The following is an 18,095-nucleotide window of genomic DNA, read 5'->3' as shown; positions in this document are numbered from 1 at the left end:
CCAGCTGTGGTTAGCTTTCGGCCATGAGCACGCCGCACATCGTTTCTCCTACCGAGTATCTGCCTCGCGACACCGCGGATGTCGTTCGCACCGTGCGGAATTCCCGGGACCGCTCCAGGCCGCTCACCGTTCACGGGGGTGATCCCGCCACCGACGGCCTCACCCTGCCCGACCAGCAGACGGTGGTCTCGCTGCGCCGGATGAACGCGATCGTCGACCTGAATCTGGGCCGCCGGACGGTGCGGGTCCAGGCGGGGGCGCGGCTGTCCGATATCGACCGGCGGCTCGGCGCGCACGGGCTGGGGCTGCCGGTGGTCGGCGATCACCGGGACATCACCGCGGGCGGGTTCGCCTCGGTGGGCGGGGTGAGCACCGCCTCGCACCGCCACGGCCTGTTCATCGATCAGATCGTCGACCTCGAATACGTGGATACCGACGGCCGGATCGGCACCTGCGGGCGCACCCATCACACCGAGCGGTTCCATCGCATCCTGGGTGCCGGTGGCCGGGCGGGCATCATCACCGCGCTCACCCTCGACACCGTGCAGGTGGACAAGGACAACACCTGGTTGTCCACCGATTCGCACCGCTTCCTTGATTTCGACAGCTTCGTCGACTATGCCTACGCCGAGGTCACCCGTCCCCGGGACGCGGTGCTGCAGGTGGGCCGCTGGGTGGATACCGCCCCGCTGAAGGTGTCGCGCCCCGTGATCGCCGGTCAGGTGCAGCTCGGCACGGTGCGGTTCGGCCAGTGGTCCAGCCTCTACCCCACCGCGCCCACCCGCTCCCTGCGCGCTCGCCGTGAGGTCGGTAGCCGGGCCCGGAAATCGCTGGGCGCCATCGCCTCGGCGACCCCAGGTAAGGCCGGTATGCCGGTCCGCAACGCCGCCGCGGGCGCCGTGATGTTCACCCCCAAGATCCTGACCCTGCGCGACGCCGAGTACCTCGCCGATACGGTGATCAGTTCCTCCGAGCGCGGCCCGGCCTACCGCGTGGGCGTATTCGCCCCGCTGTCCAACTACACCTCGGTGTTCTACCGGCTGCACGATCTGTTCAACGGCCACCGGGAACGCACCGGCTGCTTCACCGTGATCTCGGCCATGACCTACGGGGTGCGCTCGCCGTACCTGCGAGCCGAATCCGCCGCCAACAACCTGCCCGCCACCGACCACGGCCTGATCACCTTCACCTGCCGGCTCCGCCCGCATGCCCTGCCGTCGGAGCAGCTGCGCGATATCGTCACCGGTATCGAGGAGATCTGCCACTCGGAGAACAGCATGCGCTACGAATCCGTCGACTGAGCTGTATCTATTTGCGCGCCTCCGGCGCGCGGGTCGGGGCCTTGTGACCCCGATTCTTCCCTCCTCCGCTCAGTCGCTGCGCTCCTTCCCTCCGTCAGTCCAGAATCGGGGGCGGGCCCCGACCATGGAGGTAGACCATCCGGAATAGACGGAAGGTGCATGCTGTCGTGCGCCTCGACCGGCCTGGGGAGGCTCACGTCACTGTAAGTCCTCTATGGTCACCGTTCTCTGGGCTGTCTGCTACACACGCTCAGTCGCTGCGTCAGTCCAGAATCGGGGACGGCCCCAACCACGGAGATGGACCATCCCGGAAAAGACGGAAGGTGCATGCTGTCGTGCGCCTCGACCGGCCCGGGGAGGCTCACGTCACTGTAAGTCCTATGGTCACCGTTCTCTGGACCTGTCTGCTGCACACGCTCCAGAAGCCGGAGGGGACGGGCCCACGGGGCCGCTGATCATCCGGAGTAGGCGGAAGGCGTTGCGGTCGTGTGCCCGGCCGAGCACGGGCGGGCCGACACCCACCATCATGCTCACCGTTCGTCGCTCTACGAACGGCAGACGCCCAGCCACCCCGCCGCTGCGGGTAACTCCTGAGGGCGTGCCGACCTACGTCTTGGTCGACGTGGGCGGGCTCACTTCACTGTAGGTGCTCAATGGTCACCGATCTATGGACGGCCGACCGCCCATCGCGGGAGACCGCCACCCACGAAGCGCGAAAAACCCCGCTGCCCGGAGGTCAGTTCAGCGGGGTTTGCTCATGCGGTGACCGGCGCCGGATGCGCCGCGCCCGGCTCAGTGCTTCTCGGGGCCCAGGTAGTACTCGAAGACCAGGCCACCGGCGGCGGTCAGAACCAGGATCACGCCGAGGCCGAGCAGCCACGGCTCGAAGAAGGCGAAGCCCAGGGCCGTCACCGAGGCGGCACCGGCCAGCAGAATGGGCCAGAAGCTACCGGGCGAGAAGAAGCCCAGGTCGCCGGCGCCGTCCACGATCTCGGCGTCCTCGTAGTCCTCCGGACGCAGGTCGAGCCGGCGGGCGACGAAGCGGAAATAGGTGCCGATGATCAGCGACAGGCCGGCGGTCAGCACGATCGCCGTGGTACCGGCCCATTCGATACCGGTCCGCGACTGGGCGGTGAAGAAGCCGTAGATGACGCCCACGAGAATGAAGAACACCGTGAGCAGTTCGAACAGCCGTGCTTCGATCCTCATCTCAGATCAGTCCTCACTTGCTTTCGGTGGTGTCGGTCTTGACCGTGCGATCGGTGTTGAACGGCTGGGTCGAGGTGGCCACCGGCGACTCACCGATGGACTCGAGCGCGGCGGCATTGGTCATACCCGATTCCCGCGCCTGGATGTAGCGCTGGAACTTGTCCGGCGAGACGGCGCGGACCTCGAAGTTCATCATCGAGTGGAACGTGCCGCACATTTCCGCGCAGCGGCCCACGAACGCGCCTTCCCGGTCGATCTCGCTGATCTGGAAGACATTGTCGGAGTTGTTCTCCTTGGGGTTCGGCATGACGTCCCGCTTGAAGAGGAACTCCGGAACCCAGAACGCGTGGATGACGTCCGCGGCGGCGAGCTGGAACTCGATCACCTTGCCGGTCGGGAGCACGAGGACGGGGACCTCGCTGCTGCTGCCGATCGTTTCGATCTTGTTGTAGTGCAGGTAGGAGAGGATGTCGTTCTCGGGACGGCCGTGCACCGGGCCGGGCTGCGGATGACCCTCTTCGTTGGTGCGGTCGGCGTACTCCTTCAGCTGCTGCTGATTGGCGTCCTCACGCACGGTGTCGACACCGTTGTAGGTGAACCCGTTCTTCAGGTCGACATCGCGGTAGCCGAACTTCCAGTTCCACTGGAACGCGGTGACGTCGACGACCACATCCGGGTTGTCGACCTTCTCGTGCACGTAGTTCTGTACGACCACGGTGAAGTAGAACAGCACCGCGATGATGACGAAGGGAATCGCGGTGTAGGTCAGTTCGAGCGGCACGTTGTAGCCGGTCTGCCGGGGGAACTCCGGCGAATTCTTCTTCTTGCGGTGGAAGACCACGGTCCAGAAGGTCAGACCCCAGACCAGCACACCCATGATGAGAGCGGCGACCACCGACCAGGTCCACAGTTCCCGCATCCGGTGCGCCTGCGGGGTGACACCCGAGGGCCAGCCGAACCGCAACCACACATTGTCGATCGAGCAGCCGGATACGAGCATGGTGGTGATCCCGAGGGATACCGCCAGCCCGGCCCGCCGCAGGACACGACCCCGCCGCCGGGCAGGCCGTGCCCCGATCTCGTCGCTCGCCTTGTGCGCCACGCTCAACGCCTTCCTGGTCGCCACACATTCCGACACCGCATCCCCGGGGCGGGAGCCGCCGGCGGGGATACTGACAAACAGCTGGTTCGGGCTTCCCGGGCGGCTCCGCGCACCGCGCGACACCACCCGGAGCAGTCCGAGTACTACGCAGCGTAGACCAAACACGCGTCCGGTATGCCGTCGGGTCGGCTCCGACACTCCGTATGGTGGCGGATCGGCCGGACGGAGGTGTATCGCACGGGGAATCGATACGTGCGGCATACTCGGACACTAGATTTCGCCCGCCGCGCCGGCTCCCCCGCGCGCGGATCCCCGACCAGTGGAAACGAGGTTAGCGCCGCAGTGTGTGGACTGCTCGGATTTCTGACGTCCGATACCGCAGCGCCGGAAACGGTGCAGCGGGTATACGACGCGCTGCACTGTGTGCGGCACCGCGGGCCGGACGAGCGCGGCACCTGGCACGACGACCAGCTGATCTTCGGTTTCAACCGGTTGTCGATCATCGATATCGAGCATTCGCATCAGCCGCTGCGCTGGGGTCCGGCCGATGACCGGCAGCGGTACGCGCTGACCTTCAACGGCGAGATCTACAACTATCTGGAGCTGCGCGAAGAACTGGCCCGCGAGCACGCGGCCGAATTCGGTGACGAACCCATGTTCGCGACCGAGGGCGACGGCGAGGCCATCGTCGCGGCCTTCCACTACTGGGGCCCGGAGGCGGTCCGGCGGCTGCGCGGCATGTTCGGCTTCGCGATCTGGGACACCCGGACCCGGGAGCTGTTCCTCGCGCGCGACCCGTTCGGTATCAAACCGCTGTTCCTGGCCACCGGTCCGGGCGGTACGGCGTTCGGCAGCGAGAAGAAGAGCCTGCTGGAGCTGCTGCCCGATCTCGGCCTGGACGAATCCCTCGACCACCGGGCGCTCGAGCACTACACCGTGCTGCAGTACGTCCCGGAGCCGGAGACGCTGCATGCCGGTATCCGCCGGCTGGAATCGGGCAGCTACGCGGTCGTCCGTCCGGGGACGCAGCCGGAGATCACCCGCTATTTCGTCCCGGGGTTCGGCGTCCGGCCCTTCGCCGCGGGCTCCGAGCAGGCCCGGTACCGGGAGATCGCGGCGGCGCTCGAGGATTCGGTCGCCAAACATATGCGCGCCGATGTCACCGTCGGTTCGTTCCTGTCCGGCGGTATCGACTCCACGGCCGTCGCGGCGCTGGCCATGCGGCACAACCCGAACCTGATCACCTTCACCACCGGTTTCGAGCGGGAGGGCTATTCCGAGGTCGATGTGGCCGCGGAGAGCGCGGCCGCGATCGGGGCCCGGCATATCGTCAAGGTCGTCTCCCCGGCGGAGTTCGCCGCCGCCATCCCGGAGATCGTCTGGTACCTCGACGACCCGGTGGCCGATCCGGCGCTGGTGCCGCTGTACTTCGTCGCCAAAGAGGCGCGTAAGCACGTGAAGGTGGTGCTCTCCGGCGAAGGCGCCGACGAACTGTTCGGCGGCTACACCATCTACCGGGAGCCGCTCTCGCTGGCGCCGTTCGAGAAACTGCCCCGCGGTCTGCGCCGGCTGGCCGGCAAGGTCTCCGACCTGATCCCGGACGGCACCCGCGGCAAGAGTCTGCTGCACCGGGGTTCGCTGTCGCTGGAGCAGCGGTACTACGGGAACGCCCGCAGTTTCAGCGACGCCCAGCTGCGGTCGGTGCTGCGGGAGTTCCGTCCGGAGTGGACGCATCAGGACGTCACCGCCGCGATCTACGACCGGTCGGCCGGCTGGGACCCGGTGGCCCGGATGCAGCATCTGGATCTGTTCACCTGGTTGCGCGGCGACATCCTGGTCAAGGCCGACAAGATCACCATGGCGAATTCGCTGGAACTGCGGGTGCCGTTCCTGGACTCCGAGGTCTTCCGGGTGGCCGAGCAGATCCCGCTGGAGCAGAAGATCACCAAGGACACCACCAAGTACGCGCTACGGCAGGCGCTCGAGGGCATCGTGCCGGGTCATGTGCTGCACCGCGCGAAGCTCGGGTTCCCGGTGCCGCTGCGGCACTGGCTGCGCGGGACCGAACTCTATGACTGGGCCCGGCAGCAGATCGCCGAATCGCAGACCGATCACCTGCTGGACAAGGGCGCCGTCACCGCCATGCTCGACGCGCACCGGGCCGGGGATTCCGATCACAGCCGCCGTCTGTGGACCCTGCTGGTGTTCATGATCTGGCACGGGATCTTCGTGGAGGAACGGATCAAGCCGGAGATCGCCGAGCCCACCTATCCGGTCCACGTCTAGTAGCCCCGCGAACACCGAGGGCCCCGCTCATCCCGATGAGCGGGGCCCTCGTGCGTTCCGTCGACGCGACCGTTCAGCGCAGGAGCGGCTCGATCTCGGCGGCCGCCTCCGCGCCGTATGCCTCGCCGAGCCGTTTGAGCGCGGCATCGGCGTCGAGGGTCCATTCCTGGGTGCCCACCGTCTCCAGCACGAGTACCGCGACCAGCGAGCCGAGCTGCGCCGCGCGTTCGAGGCTCAGGCCGGCGGCGTGGGCGGTGAGGAAGCCGGCCCGGAACGCGTCGCCGACGCCGGTCGGATCCACCTTGGCGTTCTCCGGCACGGCCTCGACGCGTACCTGGCTGCCGTCGGTATCGACCACCAGCACACCGTTCTTGCCGAGGGTGGTGACCCGCACCCCGACCCGGGTGGCGATCTCGTCCTCGGTGAGACCGGTCTTCTGCTTGAGCAGGCCCCATTCGTATTCGTTGGTGAACAGGTAGGCGCTGCCCTCGATGAGCTGGACCGCCTGGTCGCCGTCCAGGCGCGCCAGCTGCTGGGACGGATCGGCGGCGAAGGGCACACCCAGTTCCCGGCATTCGGCGGTATGCCGCAGCATCGCCTCGGGATCGTTCGCACCGACCAGGACCAGGTCGAGTTTCCGTTCCTCGGCCAGCGCCATGAGCGAGATATCCCCCGCTTCGCTCATCGCGCCGGGATAGAACGAGGCGAGCTGGGCCATGTCCTCATCGGTGGTGCAGACGAACCGGGCGGTGTGCGCGGACTCGGACACCCGGACCACCGAGCAGTCGACACCGTGGGACTCCAGCCACTGCCGGTACTCGTCGAAATCACGCCCCACCGAGCCGATGAGCAGCGGCGACTGCTTCAGCAGACCCATGGCGTAGGCGATGTTGCCGGCGACCCCACCACGGCGGATCACCAGGTCGTCGACGAGGAAACTCAGCGAGACATGCTCGAGCTGATCGGGCAGCAGCACATCGGCGAATCGGCCGGAGAAACGCATGAGGTGGTCGGTCGCGATGGATGCGGATACAGCTATGGACACGTAGGTCGGCCCCTTCGGAATCAGCGCGAACAAGAAAGTGAACGGGGCCTTGCCCCCGGGTTCACCGTATCAATTCGCCGGGGCTACGACTACGTGTCGTAACCGGCCTCGTGACATGTAATGGTCACGTAACCCGGATGTATCCAGAAGGCCGGGCCGGCGCTGTCACCGGCCCGGGAACACTCAGTTGAAGGAGTCGCCGCAGGCGCAGGAGCCGGTGGCGTTGGGGTTGTCGATGGTGAAGCCCTGCTTCTCGATCGTGTCGACGAAGTCGATCGCCGCACCCTGGACGTACGGTGCGCTCATCCGGTCGACGGTCAGGGTGACGCCGCCGAATTCCGCGGTCAGGTCGCCGTCGAGGGTGCGATCGTCGAAGAAGAGCTGGTAACGCAGACCCGCGCAGCCGCCCGGCTGCACCGCGATCCGCAGCGCGAGGTCGTCCCGGCCCTCCTGATCGAGCAGCGCCTTGGCCTTGCCCGCGGCAGCATCGGTCAGTTGCACACCGTGGGTGGTGGTGGCGGTGTCGTTCTGCACACTCATGAACTCTCCTATGGACAGCGTGGTCGGTCCGTGAACAGCGCACGGTTCCGGGTGTCACAACACCCTCGGACGGGCTGCTATTCCCCATCTTGCCATCTCCGGGGCCCGTGGCCACACCACCCGTACAACACTGAGCGCCATGTCCGGGTGAGCCGGGCCACTACCGTCCCGGCGGGTGACCGGCCGCACCCCGGCCACCGCCCCGTTCACGGCCGGGGTGAGTGACCGATTAGCCTGGTTACCGTGAAGTTGTTCCGACGCGGTGAGCCCAGCGGTACCGACGTGTCCGCTGACGGCTCGCGGGCCGCGACCGCCACCGCGAGCGCCACCGAGGCCGACGCGGCCCCGGGCAAGGCCGCGCCCACGGCAGGCAAGGGCCGGCCCACCCCGAGTCGGCGCGAAGCCGAGGGCAGGCGCCGCGGCCCGGTCGCCCCGCCTCCCATGACATCGAAGGAAGCGCGCGCCCGCCGCAAGGAGACCCGCGGTTCCAAGGAAGAGCGTAAGGCGGCCTCCGCCGAGCGTCGCGCCGCCGCCCAGGACCGTCGCGCCCGAATGCTCGCGGGCGAGGACAAATACCTACTGCCCCGCGATCAGGGTCCGGTGCGCGCGTTCGTGCGCGATATCGTCGACGGCCGCCGCAATCTGGTCGGCCTGTTCATGCCGATGGCGCTGCTGCTGATCCTGTCCATGTTCGCGGCTCCCGCGTGGCAGTCGATCATCACGCTGGCCATGCTGGTCATGATGGTGTTCATGATGGCCGAGGGCTTCCTGCTCGGCCGGATCGTCAACCGCCGGGTGCGCGAGCGGTTCCCGAAATCCACCGATACGGGGTTCCGGCTCGGCTGGTACGCGTTCGTGCGCGCCTCGCAGATGCGCAAGATGCGCGCGCCGAAGCCGCGGGTCTCCCCCGGCGACGCGATCTGATCCACGGGTGCCCGTCTCCACCCCTGGACAGCGCACCCTGGTACTCGGCGGTGCGCGCTCGGGGAAATCCGCGTTCGCCGAAGGTCTCGTCACCGGCGGCGCGGTGCGCTATCTGGCGACCGCGATCCCCGATCCCGCGGATACCGATTTCGCCGACCGGATCGCCGCGCACCGGGCCCGCCGCCCCGCCGACTGGACGGTGATCGACGCCGCCGACCCGGCGGCCGAACTGCGCCTCGCTCACCCCGGCGCCACCCTGGTCGACGATATCGGTACCTGGCTGACCGCCCGGCTCGACGCCCGCGCCGGCTGGGACGCCCCCCGCGGCACGATCGGCCCGGATACCGATGGTCTCGTCGACGCCGTCGCCGGCTATCGCGGCCGGTTGGTGCTCGTCACCCCGGAGGTCGGTCTCGGGGTGATTCCCGCGACCCGCTCGGGGCGTGTGTTCCGCGACGAGATCGGCACGCTGAACCAGCGGCTGGCCCAGATCTGTGACGAGGCTTTCCTCGTGGTCGCCGGACTGCCACTGCGCCTGAAATGAGCCCGGCGCGGATACCGCCGTACCCCTGCCGCGGACGCCCGGTCTGTCCGCCGCTCCTCTTGTCGGAGCCCGGTGCTTGAATCGTGCGGTGCAGACCATGCCCCGCGCCGATATCTGGGCGGCGATCCATCGGGAACGGGCCGCCCTGGCCGACGAACTCGCCGACCTCACCCCCGCGCAGTGGTCGGCGCCCTCCCTCTGTGGACAGTGGTCGGTGCGGGAGGTCGTCGCCCATCTCACCGCGGCCGCGAGCACCGGGCGCCTGCGCTGGATCCGCAGCATGATCGGTGCCCGCTTCGACGCCGACCTGCACAATCAGCGGCGCCTGCGGGAACATCTCGGAACCGGTCCGGCCGAGACGCTCGAGCGGTTCCGCGCGGCCGTCCCGAGCACGGCGGCGCCGTCGGGGCACACTGCGGCCTGGCTCGGCGAAGTCGTGGTGCACGGCACCGATATCCGGCGCCCGCTCGGACTACCCGGAGCCCCCGCGCTCTCCTCGGTGATCGAGGTCGCCCGGTTCTTCGCCGCCCGCGATTTCACGGTTTCCGGCCGCACCGCCATCGCGGGTCTGCACCTGCGGGCGACCGACGGGCCGTTCGACACCGGCACCGGTCCGTCGGTGCGGGGCAGCACGCTCGCCCTGGTGATGGCGATGGCCGGGCGCGCCGAATACTGTGCCGAACTCGGCGGCCCGGGGGTGCCCACCCTGCGCGAGCGAACAGGCGTCTGAGGCCGTACCGGGTTGCCCGCGCCATCGCCACCGACCCAGGACAATGAGGGTCGACCGGGTACCTCACGGCGGGCCCCGCGCACCGGGCAATATTGTCCGGAAGGTGGACCCGTCCGCCGGAGCGGATCCGGCGCGGCGCCACCGCGACAGCACCCGATCGGAAGGCTCGAACAGTGACAGAGGGATTCGCACCCGTTCCCCCGCCGGATGCCGGTGCCCGCGCGGCCGCCGAGCAGCGGCAGGCGTCGCTGACCAAACCGCCCGGCTCGCTGGGACGGCTGGAAGAGCTCGGCAACTGGGTGGCGGCCTGCCAGGGCGTGTGCCCGCCGAAACAGTTCGAACAGGCGCGGGTGGTGGTGTTCGCCGGTGACCACGGGGTCGCGCGGCACGGCGTCTCGGCGTTTCCCAGTGAGGTCACGGCGCAGATGGTCGCCAACTTCCGGGCGGGCGGAGCCGCGGTGAACGCGCTGGCCGGGATCGCCGGGGCCACCGTGCGGGTGGTGGATATCGCGGTGGACGCCGACACCGATCCCGCGGTGAGCGCCCACAAGGTGCGGCGGTCCAGTGGCGCGATCGACCGCGCGGACGCGCTCACCTCCGAGGAGGTCGCCACCGCGCTCGCCGCCGGTGCGGCCATCGCCGACGAGGAGATCGACGCCGGGGCCGATCTGCTGATCGCCGGGGATATGGGGATCGGCAACACCACTCCCGCCACCGCGCTCATCGCCACCCTCACCGGTATCGAACCGGTGCGGGCGGTCGGCCGGGGCACGGGTGTCGACGATCACGGGTGGATGCGCAAGGTGGCCGCCGTCCGCGATGCCATGTGGCGGGCCCGGCCTGTCGCCCGGGACAGTGTCGAACTGCTACGCGTCGCCGGTGGCGCCGATATCGCCGCCATGACCGGCTTCCTGGCCCGCGCCGCCGCCCGGCGGACCCCGGTACTGCTCGACGGTCTGATCGTCACCGCGGCCGCGCTGATCGCCGAAGATCTGGCGGCCGGTGCGGTGAAGTGGTGGGTGGCCGCCCACCGGTCCACCGAACCCGCGCACAACGACGCGTTGCGCAAACTCGCACTCACCCCGGTGCTGGATCTCGACATGCGTCTCGGGGAGGGTTCGGGCGCACTCACCGCGTTGCCCGTCCTGCGCGCGGCCGTCGCGGTCCTCGCGGAGATGGCGACCTTCGCCGATGCGGGAGTCAGCACCGCGGACGCCGAACCGGCAGCCATCCCGGACCTGCGGAAATGACCGCCGCGACGAGCCGGGCGCGATGCTGACTTCCCTGCGGCTGACCTTCTCCTGGCTCACCGTCCTGCCGGTGCGTGGGCCGAGCGAGGTGGACCGGCGGGCGGCGGGCCGGGCCATCGCGCTGGCGCCGATCGCCGGGATCGGGCTCGGGCTGGTCGCCGCGGGGCTGCTCTGGGTGCTGGCGCCCACGGGCATCGCCGCCGGATTCGTCGCCGTCGCGGCCCTGGCGTTGCTGACCCGGGGTATGCATCTGGACGGGCTGGCCGACACGTTCGACGGTCTCGGGGTCTACGGGTCGCCCGAGCGCGCCCGGGAAGTGATGAAGAGCGGTGGCGCCGGACCGTTCGGGGTGGCCGCGATCGTGCTGATAGCCGGCATCCAGGCGGGCGCGTTCACCGCGCTGGCGGGCGCCGGGTATTGGGCAGCGGTCGTCGCGGCGGTGGGTCTGGGCCGGGTCGCGGTGGTCGCCGCCTGCCGCCACGGTCTCGATCCCGCGCCCGGCGCCTGGTTCGGCGCGATGGTCGCCGGAACCCAATCCCGGCCCGCGGTTATCGGCTGGACGGCGGCGGGCGCCGCAGCGGCGGTCGTCGCGATACCGGAGCTGCCGTGGGCCGGGCCGCTGGTGGCACTGGCGGCCCTGGCCGCCGCGAATGGGCTGGTCGGTCACGCGGTCCGCCGGATCGGCGGTCTCTCGGGCGATCTCCTGGGGACGGCGGTGGAACTCACCACCGCGCTGGCCGCCGTGGGGTTCGCCCTGGCCGCGAATGCTGTCTGAGCCACCTGTGATCGATCTGGTTCACAAAGCCCGGTCCGGTCCGATGTCGCCAGGCCTCACTATTGCGAACGCAGCGTCTCACCGCTCGGCCGCGCCCCATAAGGTGGGGGTATGTCAGCCGAGCGCTTCTACTTCCGTCAACTCCTGGCAGGCCGGGATTTCGCCGTCGGGGACCCGATCGCCACGCAGATGCGCAATTTCGCCTATCTGGTGGGTGACCGGGACACCGGTGAATGTGTCGTCGTCGATCCGGCCTACGCGGCCGGTGATCTGGCCGATATCGCCGAGAACGACGGACTGAAGCTGTCCGGGGTGCTCGTCACGCACCATCACCCGGACCATATCGGCGGCACCATGATGGGGTTCACCCTGCGCGGGGTGCGGGAACTGCTGGAGCAGACCACGGTCCCCGTGCACGTGAACGATCAGGAGAAGACCTGGGTCGCCGAGGTCACCGGTATCGCCCCGAGCGAGCTCACCGGCCACGGCCACGGCGACAAGCTGAGTGTCGGCGCCTTCGAGGTCGAGTTCTTACACACCCCGGGCCACACCCCCGGCAGTCAGTGCTTCCTGGTCGACGACAAGCTCATCGCCGGGGACACCCTGTTCATCGACGGTTGCGGGCGTACCGATTTCCCCGGCGGTGACTCCGACACCATGTTCCGCAGCCTGCGCTACCTGGCGGATATGCCGATCAATCCGGAGGTCTACCCGGGTCACTGGTACTCCCCGGACCCGCACGCCTCCCTGGATACGATCCGCGACAACAACTATGTGCTGCGGCCGCGGTCGCTCGGCGAATGGCACGCCCTCATGCCCGGCTGACCGGCGCGACCCCGGGTACCGGGCCCGGCGCCCGGTACCCGGGTGACCTGCGGTTTCCGGTCAGAGCACCCGCATCCACCGGTGCACATCGGCGAAGGTACCGCGCTGGATACCGGTGAGGGTGTCGCGCAGCGCCATGGTCACCTCGCCCGGCTCGCCGCCGCCGATGGTGAATTCACCGTCGGGCCCGCACACGGAACCGACCGGGGTGATCACGGCCGCGGTGCCGCAGGCGAAAACCTCGGTGATCTCGCCGGATTCCGCTCCGGCCCGCCAGTCGTCGACGGAGATCTTGCGTTCGGTCACCGGATAGCCGGAATCCGCCGCCAGGGTCAGCAGCGAATCCCGGGTGATACCCGGCAGCAGCGACCCGGACAGTTCCGGGGTGACCAGCCGCGCGTCCGAACCGGAGCCGTAGACGAAGAACAGGTTGTTGGTACCCATCTCCTCGACATAGCGGCGTTCGACCGCGTCCAGCCACACCACCTGATCACAGCCCTTGGCGGTGGCCTCGGCCTGCGCCAGCAGCGAGGCCGCGTAGTTGCCGGCCACCTTGGCCTCACCGGTGCCGCCGGGCGCGGCCCGCACGTACTCGGTCGACAGCCAGACGCGCACCGGTTTCACACCGCGCGGGAAATAGGCACCGGCCGGGGAGCCGAGCAGCAGGTATTTATAGGCGGAGGCCGGTTTGACACCCAGCCCCGCTTCGGTGGCGAACATGAACGGCCGCAGGTAGAGCGACTCCTCGCCACCCGCCGCGGGGACCCACTCCGCGTCGACTTCGAGCAGTTGGCGCACCGATTCGATGAACAGTTCGTCGGGTAGTTCGGCCATCGCCATCCGGCGCGCGGACCGGCGGAACCGGGCCGCGTTGGCGTCGATCCGGAAACAGGCGACCTGCCCATCCGGCTGACGATAGGCCTTGAGCCCTTCGAAAATCGCCTGGCCGTAGTGGAACACCATGGTGGCCGGATCCAGGGTCAGGGCGGCGTAGGGTTCCACGACCGCGTTGGTCCAGCCGTCGGCCTCGGTGTAATCGATGGTGACCATATGGTCGGTGAAATAGCGGCCGAAACCGGGGGCCGACAGAATCTCCTGTACCCGCTGCGCCGGGGTGGGCGCAGGATGAGGGATACGGGCGAACTGTGCAGCAGCGGTCATGACCAGCAGTCTATGTCCTGGGCCCGCGCCGAATCCGCGGTGGTCCGTCTCGCGCGCCGGGCCCGGTTCGCACCGGCCGCGCCACCGCCGGTCCCGGTGACCGGGCCCGGCCGTCTCAGCTGGTGCGTGCCTCGACGAACGGCGGCCGCACCACCGTGCAGCGCAGCGACCGGCCGCGGACGTCCACCGCGACCTCGGTACCGACCTTCACCGCCGGATCCAGCAGCGCCAGCGCGATCCCGGCCTGCTTGGTGGGCGAGAAGGTCCCGGAGGTGGTCACCCCGACCTTCGCACCGTCGAGCAGCACGTCCTGGTTCTCCCGCGGGATCCCGCGGTCGAGTGCCTCGAGGCCGAGCAGGGTGCGACGCGGTCCGGCCGCCCGTTCCGCTTCCAGCGCGGCCTTGCCCCAGAAATCCGGTTTGGCCCAGCCCACCGCCCAGGACGCGCGCGCCTGCACCGGCGTGATCTCGGCGGACAGTTCGTGCCCGTGCAGCGGATAGCCCATCTCGGTACGCAGGGTGTCGCGGGCGCCGAGCCCGGCCACCTGACCACCGAGCGCGCGCACCTGTTCGACCAGGGCCCGGAACAGTGCCTCGGCGCCGTCCCAGCGCGGCAGCAGCTCGTAACCGTGTTCACCGGTGTACCCGGTCCGGCACACCCGCACCTGCTGCCCCGACCAGTCCGCGTCGGCGAACGCCATATAGGACAGGTCCACCGGCAGCCCCAGCGCGGTGAGCACCGCCGCGGACCGCGGCCCCTGGACGGCGAAGACACCGTAGGCGCGGTGTTCGCCGGTGACCGTGATGGCCGGCGGGGCGGCCGCCGCCAGTTTCTGGACCACCGCGGCGGTATTGGCCGCGTTCGGCACCAGGAAGATCTCGTCGTCGCGCACGAAGTAGGCGATGAGATCGTCGACCACGCCCCCGTCGGGGTGGCAGCACAGCGTGTACTGCGCCCGCCCGGGCCCGATCCGGCCCAGGTCGTTGGTGAGCGCGGAGTTCACGAATTCGGCCGCGCCCGCACCGCGCACGGTCGCCTTCCCGAGATGACTCACGTCGAACAGTCCCACCGCTTCCCGCACCGCGGTGTGCTCGGCCACGGTGCCCGCGTACGAGACCGGCATCTCCCAGCCGCCGAACGGGGCGAATTTGGCTCCGAGTTCGACATGTACTCCGTGGACAGGGCCCTGTTGCAGCGCGGCGTCACTCACCGGGCGAGCTTATCCCGGGGCCCGACGGGGCCGGGATCACACCGCGCCGGGCCCGGCCGACGGCCACCGCGGCGGGATCGACGGGTCAGGCCTCGAACCACATGGGGATCAGCGTGGGCCCCTCCTCCGGCAGGGTGTGGGTTTCGCCGGTGCGGACGAAGCCCTGCCGGGTGTAGAGCCGTGACGAGCGTTCGGTGCTGGCCTCCAGGCACGCCGGGAGCCCCGCCGCACTGAACTGCCGGGTCCGTTCGGTGAGGATCGCCGCGCCCGCGCCTCCCCCGCGGTACTCCGGCACCGTGATGATCAGCTCCAGGTAGCTGTGCGGGAACCTGCGCGGATGCTCCCGGGCCAGCAGTTCGGTCACATAGGCCGACCGTTGCAGCGGCCGCACTTCCGGTGCCCGCTCCGCGTGGCCCCGCATCGTCTCGGCCTCGGCGATCAGCCGGTCGGCGGAGGTGAGCTTCTGCCAGATCGAGATCGCCCAGATCTCTCCGTCGCTTCCGGCGACCCAGATCTCGTCGTCGCGCAGGCCGCGGTCGATGATCTGCGGCACCCATTCGTCGAGGAACTGGTCCACCGGGTAGTCACGCAGGATCCACGCGGTGACCGCCTCGTCCAGGGTTGCCTTCCGGAAAGCTTCCGTCAGCGGTTCGAGATCACTCGGTCCGACGCGCCGCACGGTCAGTTCTGTTCCCATACCGCCTCCTGTGAATGGTGTTACCACCAGCGAACTTATGCGCTCCATCTGCGGAAAACCACCATTTCGTCACGGTATTTCGTGTGATGGAATAGCACCGTGACGGCGTGTGCGATATGCGGTGGAGTGCTGCGGCAACCGGCCCGCGGCCGCCGGCGGCGATACTGTTCGCGTTCCTGCCAGGCCCGCGCCTACCGGGCCCGGCGCCGCGCACCGGCCGCCCCACCGCGGCCGCGACCCCAGCGGTTGTCGAAACTCACGATCGCCCACGCGGCGGTCGACCTGGCCGACCGTGCGGGCACCGACGGCCTGACGATGCGCCGGCTGGCCGGCGAGCTGGGAGTGGCCACCGCCGCCCTGTACCGATATTTCGACGATCGGGAACAACTACTCGTCGCGATGACCGATCTCGTCCTCGCCGAAACCCCGCCACCGCCGCCGCATCCGGCCGACCGGCGGGCCCGGATCAGGTACGAGGCGCAGCAGGAATGGCAGATCTACCGGCGGCATCCGTGGATCCTCACGGTGCTGGCGCGGATCCGCCCGCCGCTGGGGCTCTCCCTGTTCGACACCTTGGAACGGACGCTGAGCGCGCTCGACACACCGGACCTGTCCCGGACACAACTGATCTCGACATATCTGAGCTACTCCGCGCTGGTGCAGGGCCTCGCCCTGGTGTGGACCGCCGAACGGTCCGACCGGATCGGCGGCCCGGACGCGGCCGGAGTGCCGGCCGGGGTGGCCGCACTCGTCGACCCCGTCGCGCGCCCGGCCCTGTACAAGGCGTTCGGCCCGACCGGCCCCCCACCCGACCTCGATTTCGACGAACTGCTCACCGACGCGGTGGACATGCTGCTCGACGGCGTCGCGGTACGCCACCGGTGGTCCACCGAATAGCCTGGGGCCATGACCGCAGTCGCAGATCGTCCGCTCGGACCGGAATTGGCACGTACCCAGACCATCGAACCCGGCACCGATGTCCTCGTCGTCGGCCTCGCCACCACCGATGACGGTCCCGTCCTCGTCCCCGAGGACCTCTTCGGCGATGTGCTCGACAGCGAGGTGCGCGGCCGGCTGCTCGACCAGTTGACCGCGGTCGGCGCCACGGGCAAAGCCGAACAGCTGGTCCGGATCCCCGCCCCCGCCGGCCTGGACGACGTCGTCAGCGTGCTGGCCGTGGGCCTCGGCAGCGCCGCGGAGATCGACGCCGAGCAGATCCGCCGCAGCGCCGGCGTGGCGGCCCGCTCCCTGACCGGGGTCACCCGGGCGGTCACCACTCTGTCCGGCCTGGACATCGGCGCTGCGGTGGAGGGTTTCTACCTCGGCGCCTATTCGTTCACGCCGTTCCGTTCCGCCAAATCCGCGCCGAAGCCGGAGGCCGCGCCGCCCGCCCGCGTCGAACTGCTCGTCCCGGAACCCGAATTCGGCGGCGACGCGCTGCTGCGCGCCCAGCTCATCGCCGAAGCCGTGGCCACCGCGCGGGATTTCGTCAACACCCCGCCGAGTCATCTGTACCCGGCCGAATTCGCCCGCCGCACCGCCGTGCTGGCCGAGGGCGCCGGCCTGGAGGTCGAGGTACTCGACGAGAAAGCCCTGGAAGAAGGCGGTTTCGGTGGAGTGCTGGGGGTCGGCAAGGGATCGTCGCGGCCGCCGCGCCTGGTCCGGCTCACCTATCGGGGCGGCGACCGGAAAGTCGCGCTGGTCGGCAAGGGCATCACCTTCGACACCGGCGGTATCTCCATCAAACCGGCCGCGAACATGGAGAACATGACCTCGGATATGGCCGGGGCGGCCGCGGTCGTGGCGACCACCCTGCTCGCCGCGCGGCTGAGTCTGCCGGTGACCGTGATCGCGACCGTCCCGATGGCGGAGAACATGCCGTCGAGTACCGCCCAGCGCCCCGGTGATGTGCTCACCCAGTACGGCGGCACCACCATCGAGGTCACCAATACCGATGCCGAGGGCCGGCTCATCCTGGCCGACGCCATGGTCCGCGCCGGTGAGGACGACCCGGACTATCTCATCGACGTGGCCACCCTCACCGGGGCCCAGATGGTGGCGCTGGGCACCCGCACCCCGGGCGTGATGGGTACCGACGAATTCCGCGACCGGGTGGCCCGGATCTCCCAGGAGGTCGGCGAGCACGGCTGGCCGATGCCGCTGCCCAAGGAGCTGCGCGCCGATCTGGACTCCAAGGTCGCCGATATGGTCAACGCGACGTCGCATCGGTGGGGCGGCATGCTCGTCGCGGGCACGTACCTGAAGGAGTTCGTGCCCGAGGGGGTCGAATGGGCCCATATCGATATCGCGGGCCCGGCCTACAACACCGGTGGCCCCTTCGGCTACATCGGCAAGGGCGGCACCGGCGTCCCGGTCCGCACCCTCGTCGCCGTGCTGGAGGACATCGCCGCCGAGTAGCCGCCCGCGGTTTGCCGGGCGGCCGTCCGGCCGCTCCGGCAACCGGAACGGGACAGTGCGTCGCGCCGCCGGCCCGCG

The 18,095-nt window shown here is 69.4% G+C and carries 17 protein-coding genes; 10 read left to right on the top strand and 7 right to left on the bottom strand.

Annotated elements, in window-relative coordinates; genetic code table 11:
- Positions 1-23: 23 nt before the first annotated feature.
- Positions 24-1,301, top strand: coding sequence for an FAD-binding oxidoreductase (locus ABZV91_RS25210; RefSeq protein WP_355246359.1), 1,278 nt, complete (start codon positions 24-26; stop codon positions 1,299-1,301).
- Positions 1,302-2,093: 792 nt separating this feature from the next.
- On the opposite strand, the gene ABZV91_RS25205 is transcribed toward ABZV91_RS25210, so the two are convergent.
- Positions 2,094-2,510 carry a cytochrome c oxidase subunit 4 gene (locus ABZV91_RS25205; protein WP_063036634.1) on the bottom strand — a complete coding sequence of 139 codons (417 nt, stop codon included), beginning with the start codon at positions 2,508-2,510 and terminating at the stop codon, positions 2,094-2,096.
- A gap of 13 nt (positions 2,511-2,523) precedes the next feature.
- A complete protein-coding gene (locus ABZV91_RS25200) occupies positions 2,524-3,510 on the bottom strand; it encodes a cytochrome c oxidase subunit II (protein ID WP_355246423.1) in 987 nt (328 codons plus the stop codon).
- 444 nt (positions 3,511-3,954) lie between these two features.
- Here ABZV91_RS25200 and asnB point away from each other — a divergent pair, with 444 nt between their 5' ends.
- Complete coding sequence (asnB, locus tag ABZV91_RS25195; protein ID WP_355246356.1) at positions 3,955-5,898, top strand: asparagine synthase (glutamine-hydrolyzing); 1,944 nt, start codon at positions 3,955-3,957, stop codon at positions 5,896-5,898.
- Between the two features lie 73 nt (positions 5,899-5,971).
- Here asnB and ABZV91_RS25190 read toward each other — a convergent pair whose 3' ends face one another.
- Positions 5,972-6,943: a carbohydrate kinase family protein gene (locus ABZV91_RS25190; RefSeq protein ID WP_355246353.1), complete on the bottom strand. Its 972-nt coding sequence runs from the start codon at positions 6,941-6,943 to the stop codon at positions 5,972-5,974.
- 183 nt (positions 6,944-7,126) lie between these two features.
- Positions 7,127-7,483, bottom strand: coding sequence for an iron-sulfur cluster assembly accessory protein (locus ABZV91_RS25185; protein ID WP_030523898.1), 357 nt, complete (start codon positions 7,481-7,483; stop codon positions 7,127-7,129).
- Positions 7,484-7,765: 282 nt separating this feature from the next.
- Here ABZV91_RS25185 and ABZV91_RS25180 point away from each other — a divergent pair, with 282 nt between their 5' ends.
- The 6 genes from ABZV91_RS25180 to ABZV91_RS25155 all read left to right on the top strand — a co-directional run bounded on the left by ABZV91_RS25180 (position 7,766) and on the right by ABZV91_RS25155 (position 12,531).
- Positions 7,766-8,407 carry a DUF3043 domain-containing protein gene (locus ABZV91_RS25180; RefSeq protein ID WP_355246420.1) on the top strand — a complete coding sequence of 214 codons (642 nt, stop codon included), beginning with the start codon at positions 7,766-7,768 and terminating at the stop codon, positions 8,405-8,407.
- A 7-nt stretch (positions 8,408-8,414) separates the two neighbouring features.
- Complete coding sequence (locus tag ABZV91_RS25175; RefSeq protein ID WP_355246349.1) at positions 8,415-8,951, top strand: bifunctional adenosylcobinamide kinase/adenosylcobinamide-phosphate guanylyltransferase; 537 nt, start codon at positions 8,415-8,417, stop codon at positions 8,949-8,951.
- Positions 8,952-9,048: 97 nt separating this feature from the next.
- Positions 9,049-9,681 carry a maleylpyruvate isomerase family mycothiol-dependent enzyme gene (locus ABZV91_RS25170; RefSeq protein WP_355246417.1) on the top strand — a complete coding sequence of 211 codons (633 nt, stop codon included), beginning with the start codon at positions 9,049-9,051 and terminating at the stop codon, positions 9,679-9,681.
- 173 nt (positions 9,682-9,854) lie between these two features.
- On the top strand, positions 9,855-10,931 hold the full coding sequence (gene cobT, locus ABZV91_RS25165) for a nicotinate-nucleotide--dimethylbenzimidazole phosphoribosyltransferase (RefSeq protein WP_355246346.1): 1,077 nt from the start codon (positions 9,855-9,857) through the stop codon (positions 10,929-10,931).
- A 22-nt stretch (positions 10,932-10,953) separates the two neighbouring features.
- Positions 10,954-11,706, top strand: a complete 753-nt coding sequence (locus tag ABZV91_RS25160; RefSeq protein WP_355246343.1) for an adenosylcobinamide-GDP ribazoletransferase — start codon at positions 10,954-10,956, stop codon at positions 11,704-11,706.
- A 111-nt stretch (positions 11,707-11,817) separates the two neighbouring features.
- Positions 11,818-12,531: an MBL fold metallo-hydrolase gene (locus tag ABZV91_RS25155; RefSeq protein WP_355246340.1), complete on the top strand. Its 714-nt coding sequence runs from the start codon at positions 11,818-11,820 to the stop codon at positions 12,529-12,531.
- Positions 12,532-12,591: 60 nt separating this feature from the next.
- Here ABZV91_RS25155 and ABZV91_RS25150 read toward each other — a convergent pair whose 3' ends face one another.
- The 3 genes from ABZV91_RS25150 to ABZV91_RS25140 all read right to left on the bottom strand — a co-directional run bounded on the left by ABZV91_RS25150 (position 12,592) and on the right by ABZV91_RS25140 (position 15,599).
- Complete coding sequence (locus tag ABZV91_RS25150; protein WP_355246337.1) at positions 12,592-13,692, bottom strand: branched-chain amino acid aminotransferase; 1,101 nt, start codon at positions 13,690-13,692, stop codon at positions 12,592-12,594.
- Between the two features lie 115 nt (positions 13,693-13,807).
- Complete coding sequence (gene gcvT, locus ABZV91_RS25145) at positions 13,808-14,902, bottom strand: glycine cleavage system aminomethyltransferase GcvT (RefSeq protein ID WP_355246334.1); 1,095 nt, start codon at positions 14,900-14,902, stop codon at positions 13,808-13,810.
- Between the two features lie 85 nt (positions 14,903-14,987).
- Positions 14,988-15,599: a GNAT family N-acetyltransferase gene (locus ABZV91_RS25140; protein WP_355246331.1), complete on the bottom strand. Its 612-nt coding sequence runs from the start codon at positions 15,597-15,599 to the stop codon at positions 14,988-14,990.
- A 246-nt stretch (positions 15,600-15,845) separates the two neighbouring features.
- Here ABZV91_RS25140 and ABZV91_RS25135 point away from each other — a divergent pair, with 246 nt between their 5' ends.
- Entirely contained in the window at positions 15,846-16,496 is a 651-nt protein-coding gene (locus tag ABZV91_RS25135) for a helix-turn-helix domain-containing protein (RefSeq protein ID WP_355246328.1), read from the top strand.
- 9 nt (positions 16,497-16,505) lie between these two features.
- Positions 16,506-18,017, top strand: a complete 1,512-nt coding sequence (locus tag ABZV91_RS25130; protein WP_355246325.1) for a leucyl aminopeptidase — start codon at positions 16,506-16,508, stop codon at positions 18,015-18,017.
- Positions 18,018-18,095: the final 78 nt, after the last annotated feature.

Source organism: Nocardia sp. NPDC004568, from assembly GCF_040609955.1.
Lineage (GTDB): Bacteria > Actinomycetota > Actinomycetes > Mycobacteriales > Mycobacteriaceae > Nocardia.
The sequence above is the reverse complement of the archived record's forward strand: the minus strand, read 5'-3'. Positions and strand labels throughout refer to the sequence as shown.

Coding starts and splice junctions, on each gene's coding strand:
- ABZV91_RS25210 (WP_355246359.1), top strand. CDS start 24: ATGAGCACGCCGCACATCGTTTCTCCTACCGAGTATCTGCCTCGCGAC.
- ABZV91_RS25205 (WP_063036634.1), bottom strand. CDS start 2,510: ATGAGGATCGAAGCACGGCTGTTCGAACTGCTCACGGTGTTCTTCATT.
- ABZV91_RS25200 (WP_355246423.1), bottom strand. CDS start 3,510: ATGCTCGTATCCGGCTGCTCGATCGACAATGTGTGGTTGCGGTTCGGC.
- ABZV91_RS25185 (WP_030523898.1), bottom strand. CDS start 7,483: ATGAGTGTGCAGAACGACACCGCCACCACCACCCACGGTGTGCAACTG.
- ABZV91_RS25170 (WP_355246417.1), top strand. CDS start 9,049: ATGCCCCGCGCCGATATCTGGGCGGCGATCCATCGGGAACGGGCCGCC.
- ABZV91_RS25160 (WP_355246343.1), top strand. CDS start 10,954: ATGCTGACTTCCCTGCGGCTGACCTTCTCCTGGCTCACCGTCCTGCCG.
- ABZV91_RS25155 (WP_355246340.1), top strand. CDS start 11,818: ATGTCAGCCGAGCGCTTCTACTTCCGTCAACTCCTGGCAGGCCGGGAT.
- ABZV91_RS25150 (WP_355246337.1), bottom strand. CDS start 13,692: ATGACCGCTGCTGCACAGTTCGCCCGTATCCCTCATCCTGCGCCCACC.
- ABZV91_RS25140 (WP_355246331.1), bottom strand. CDS start 15,599: ATGGGAACAGAACTGACCGTGCGGCGCGTCGGACCGAGTGATCTCGAA.
- ABZV91_RS25130 (WP_355246325.1), top strand. CDS start 16,506: ATGACCGCAGTCGCAGATCGTCCGCTCGGACCGGAATTGGCACGTACC.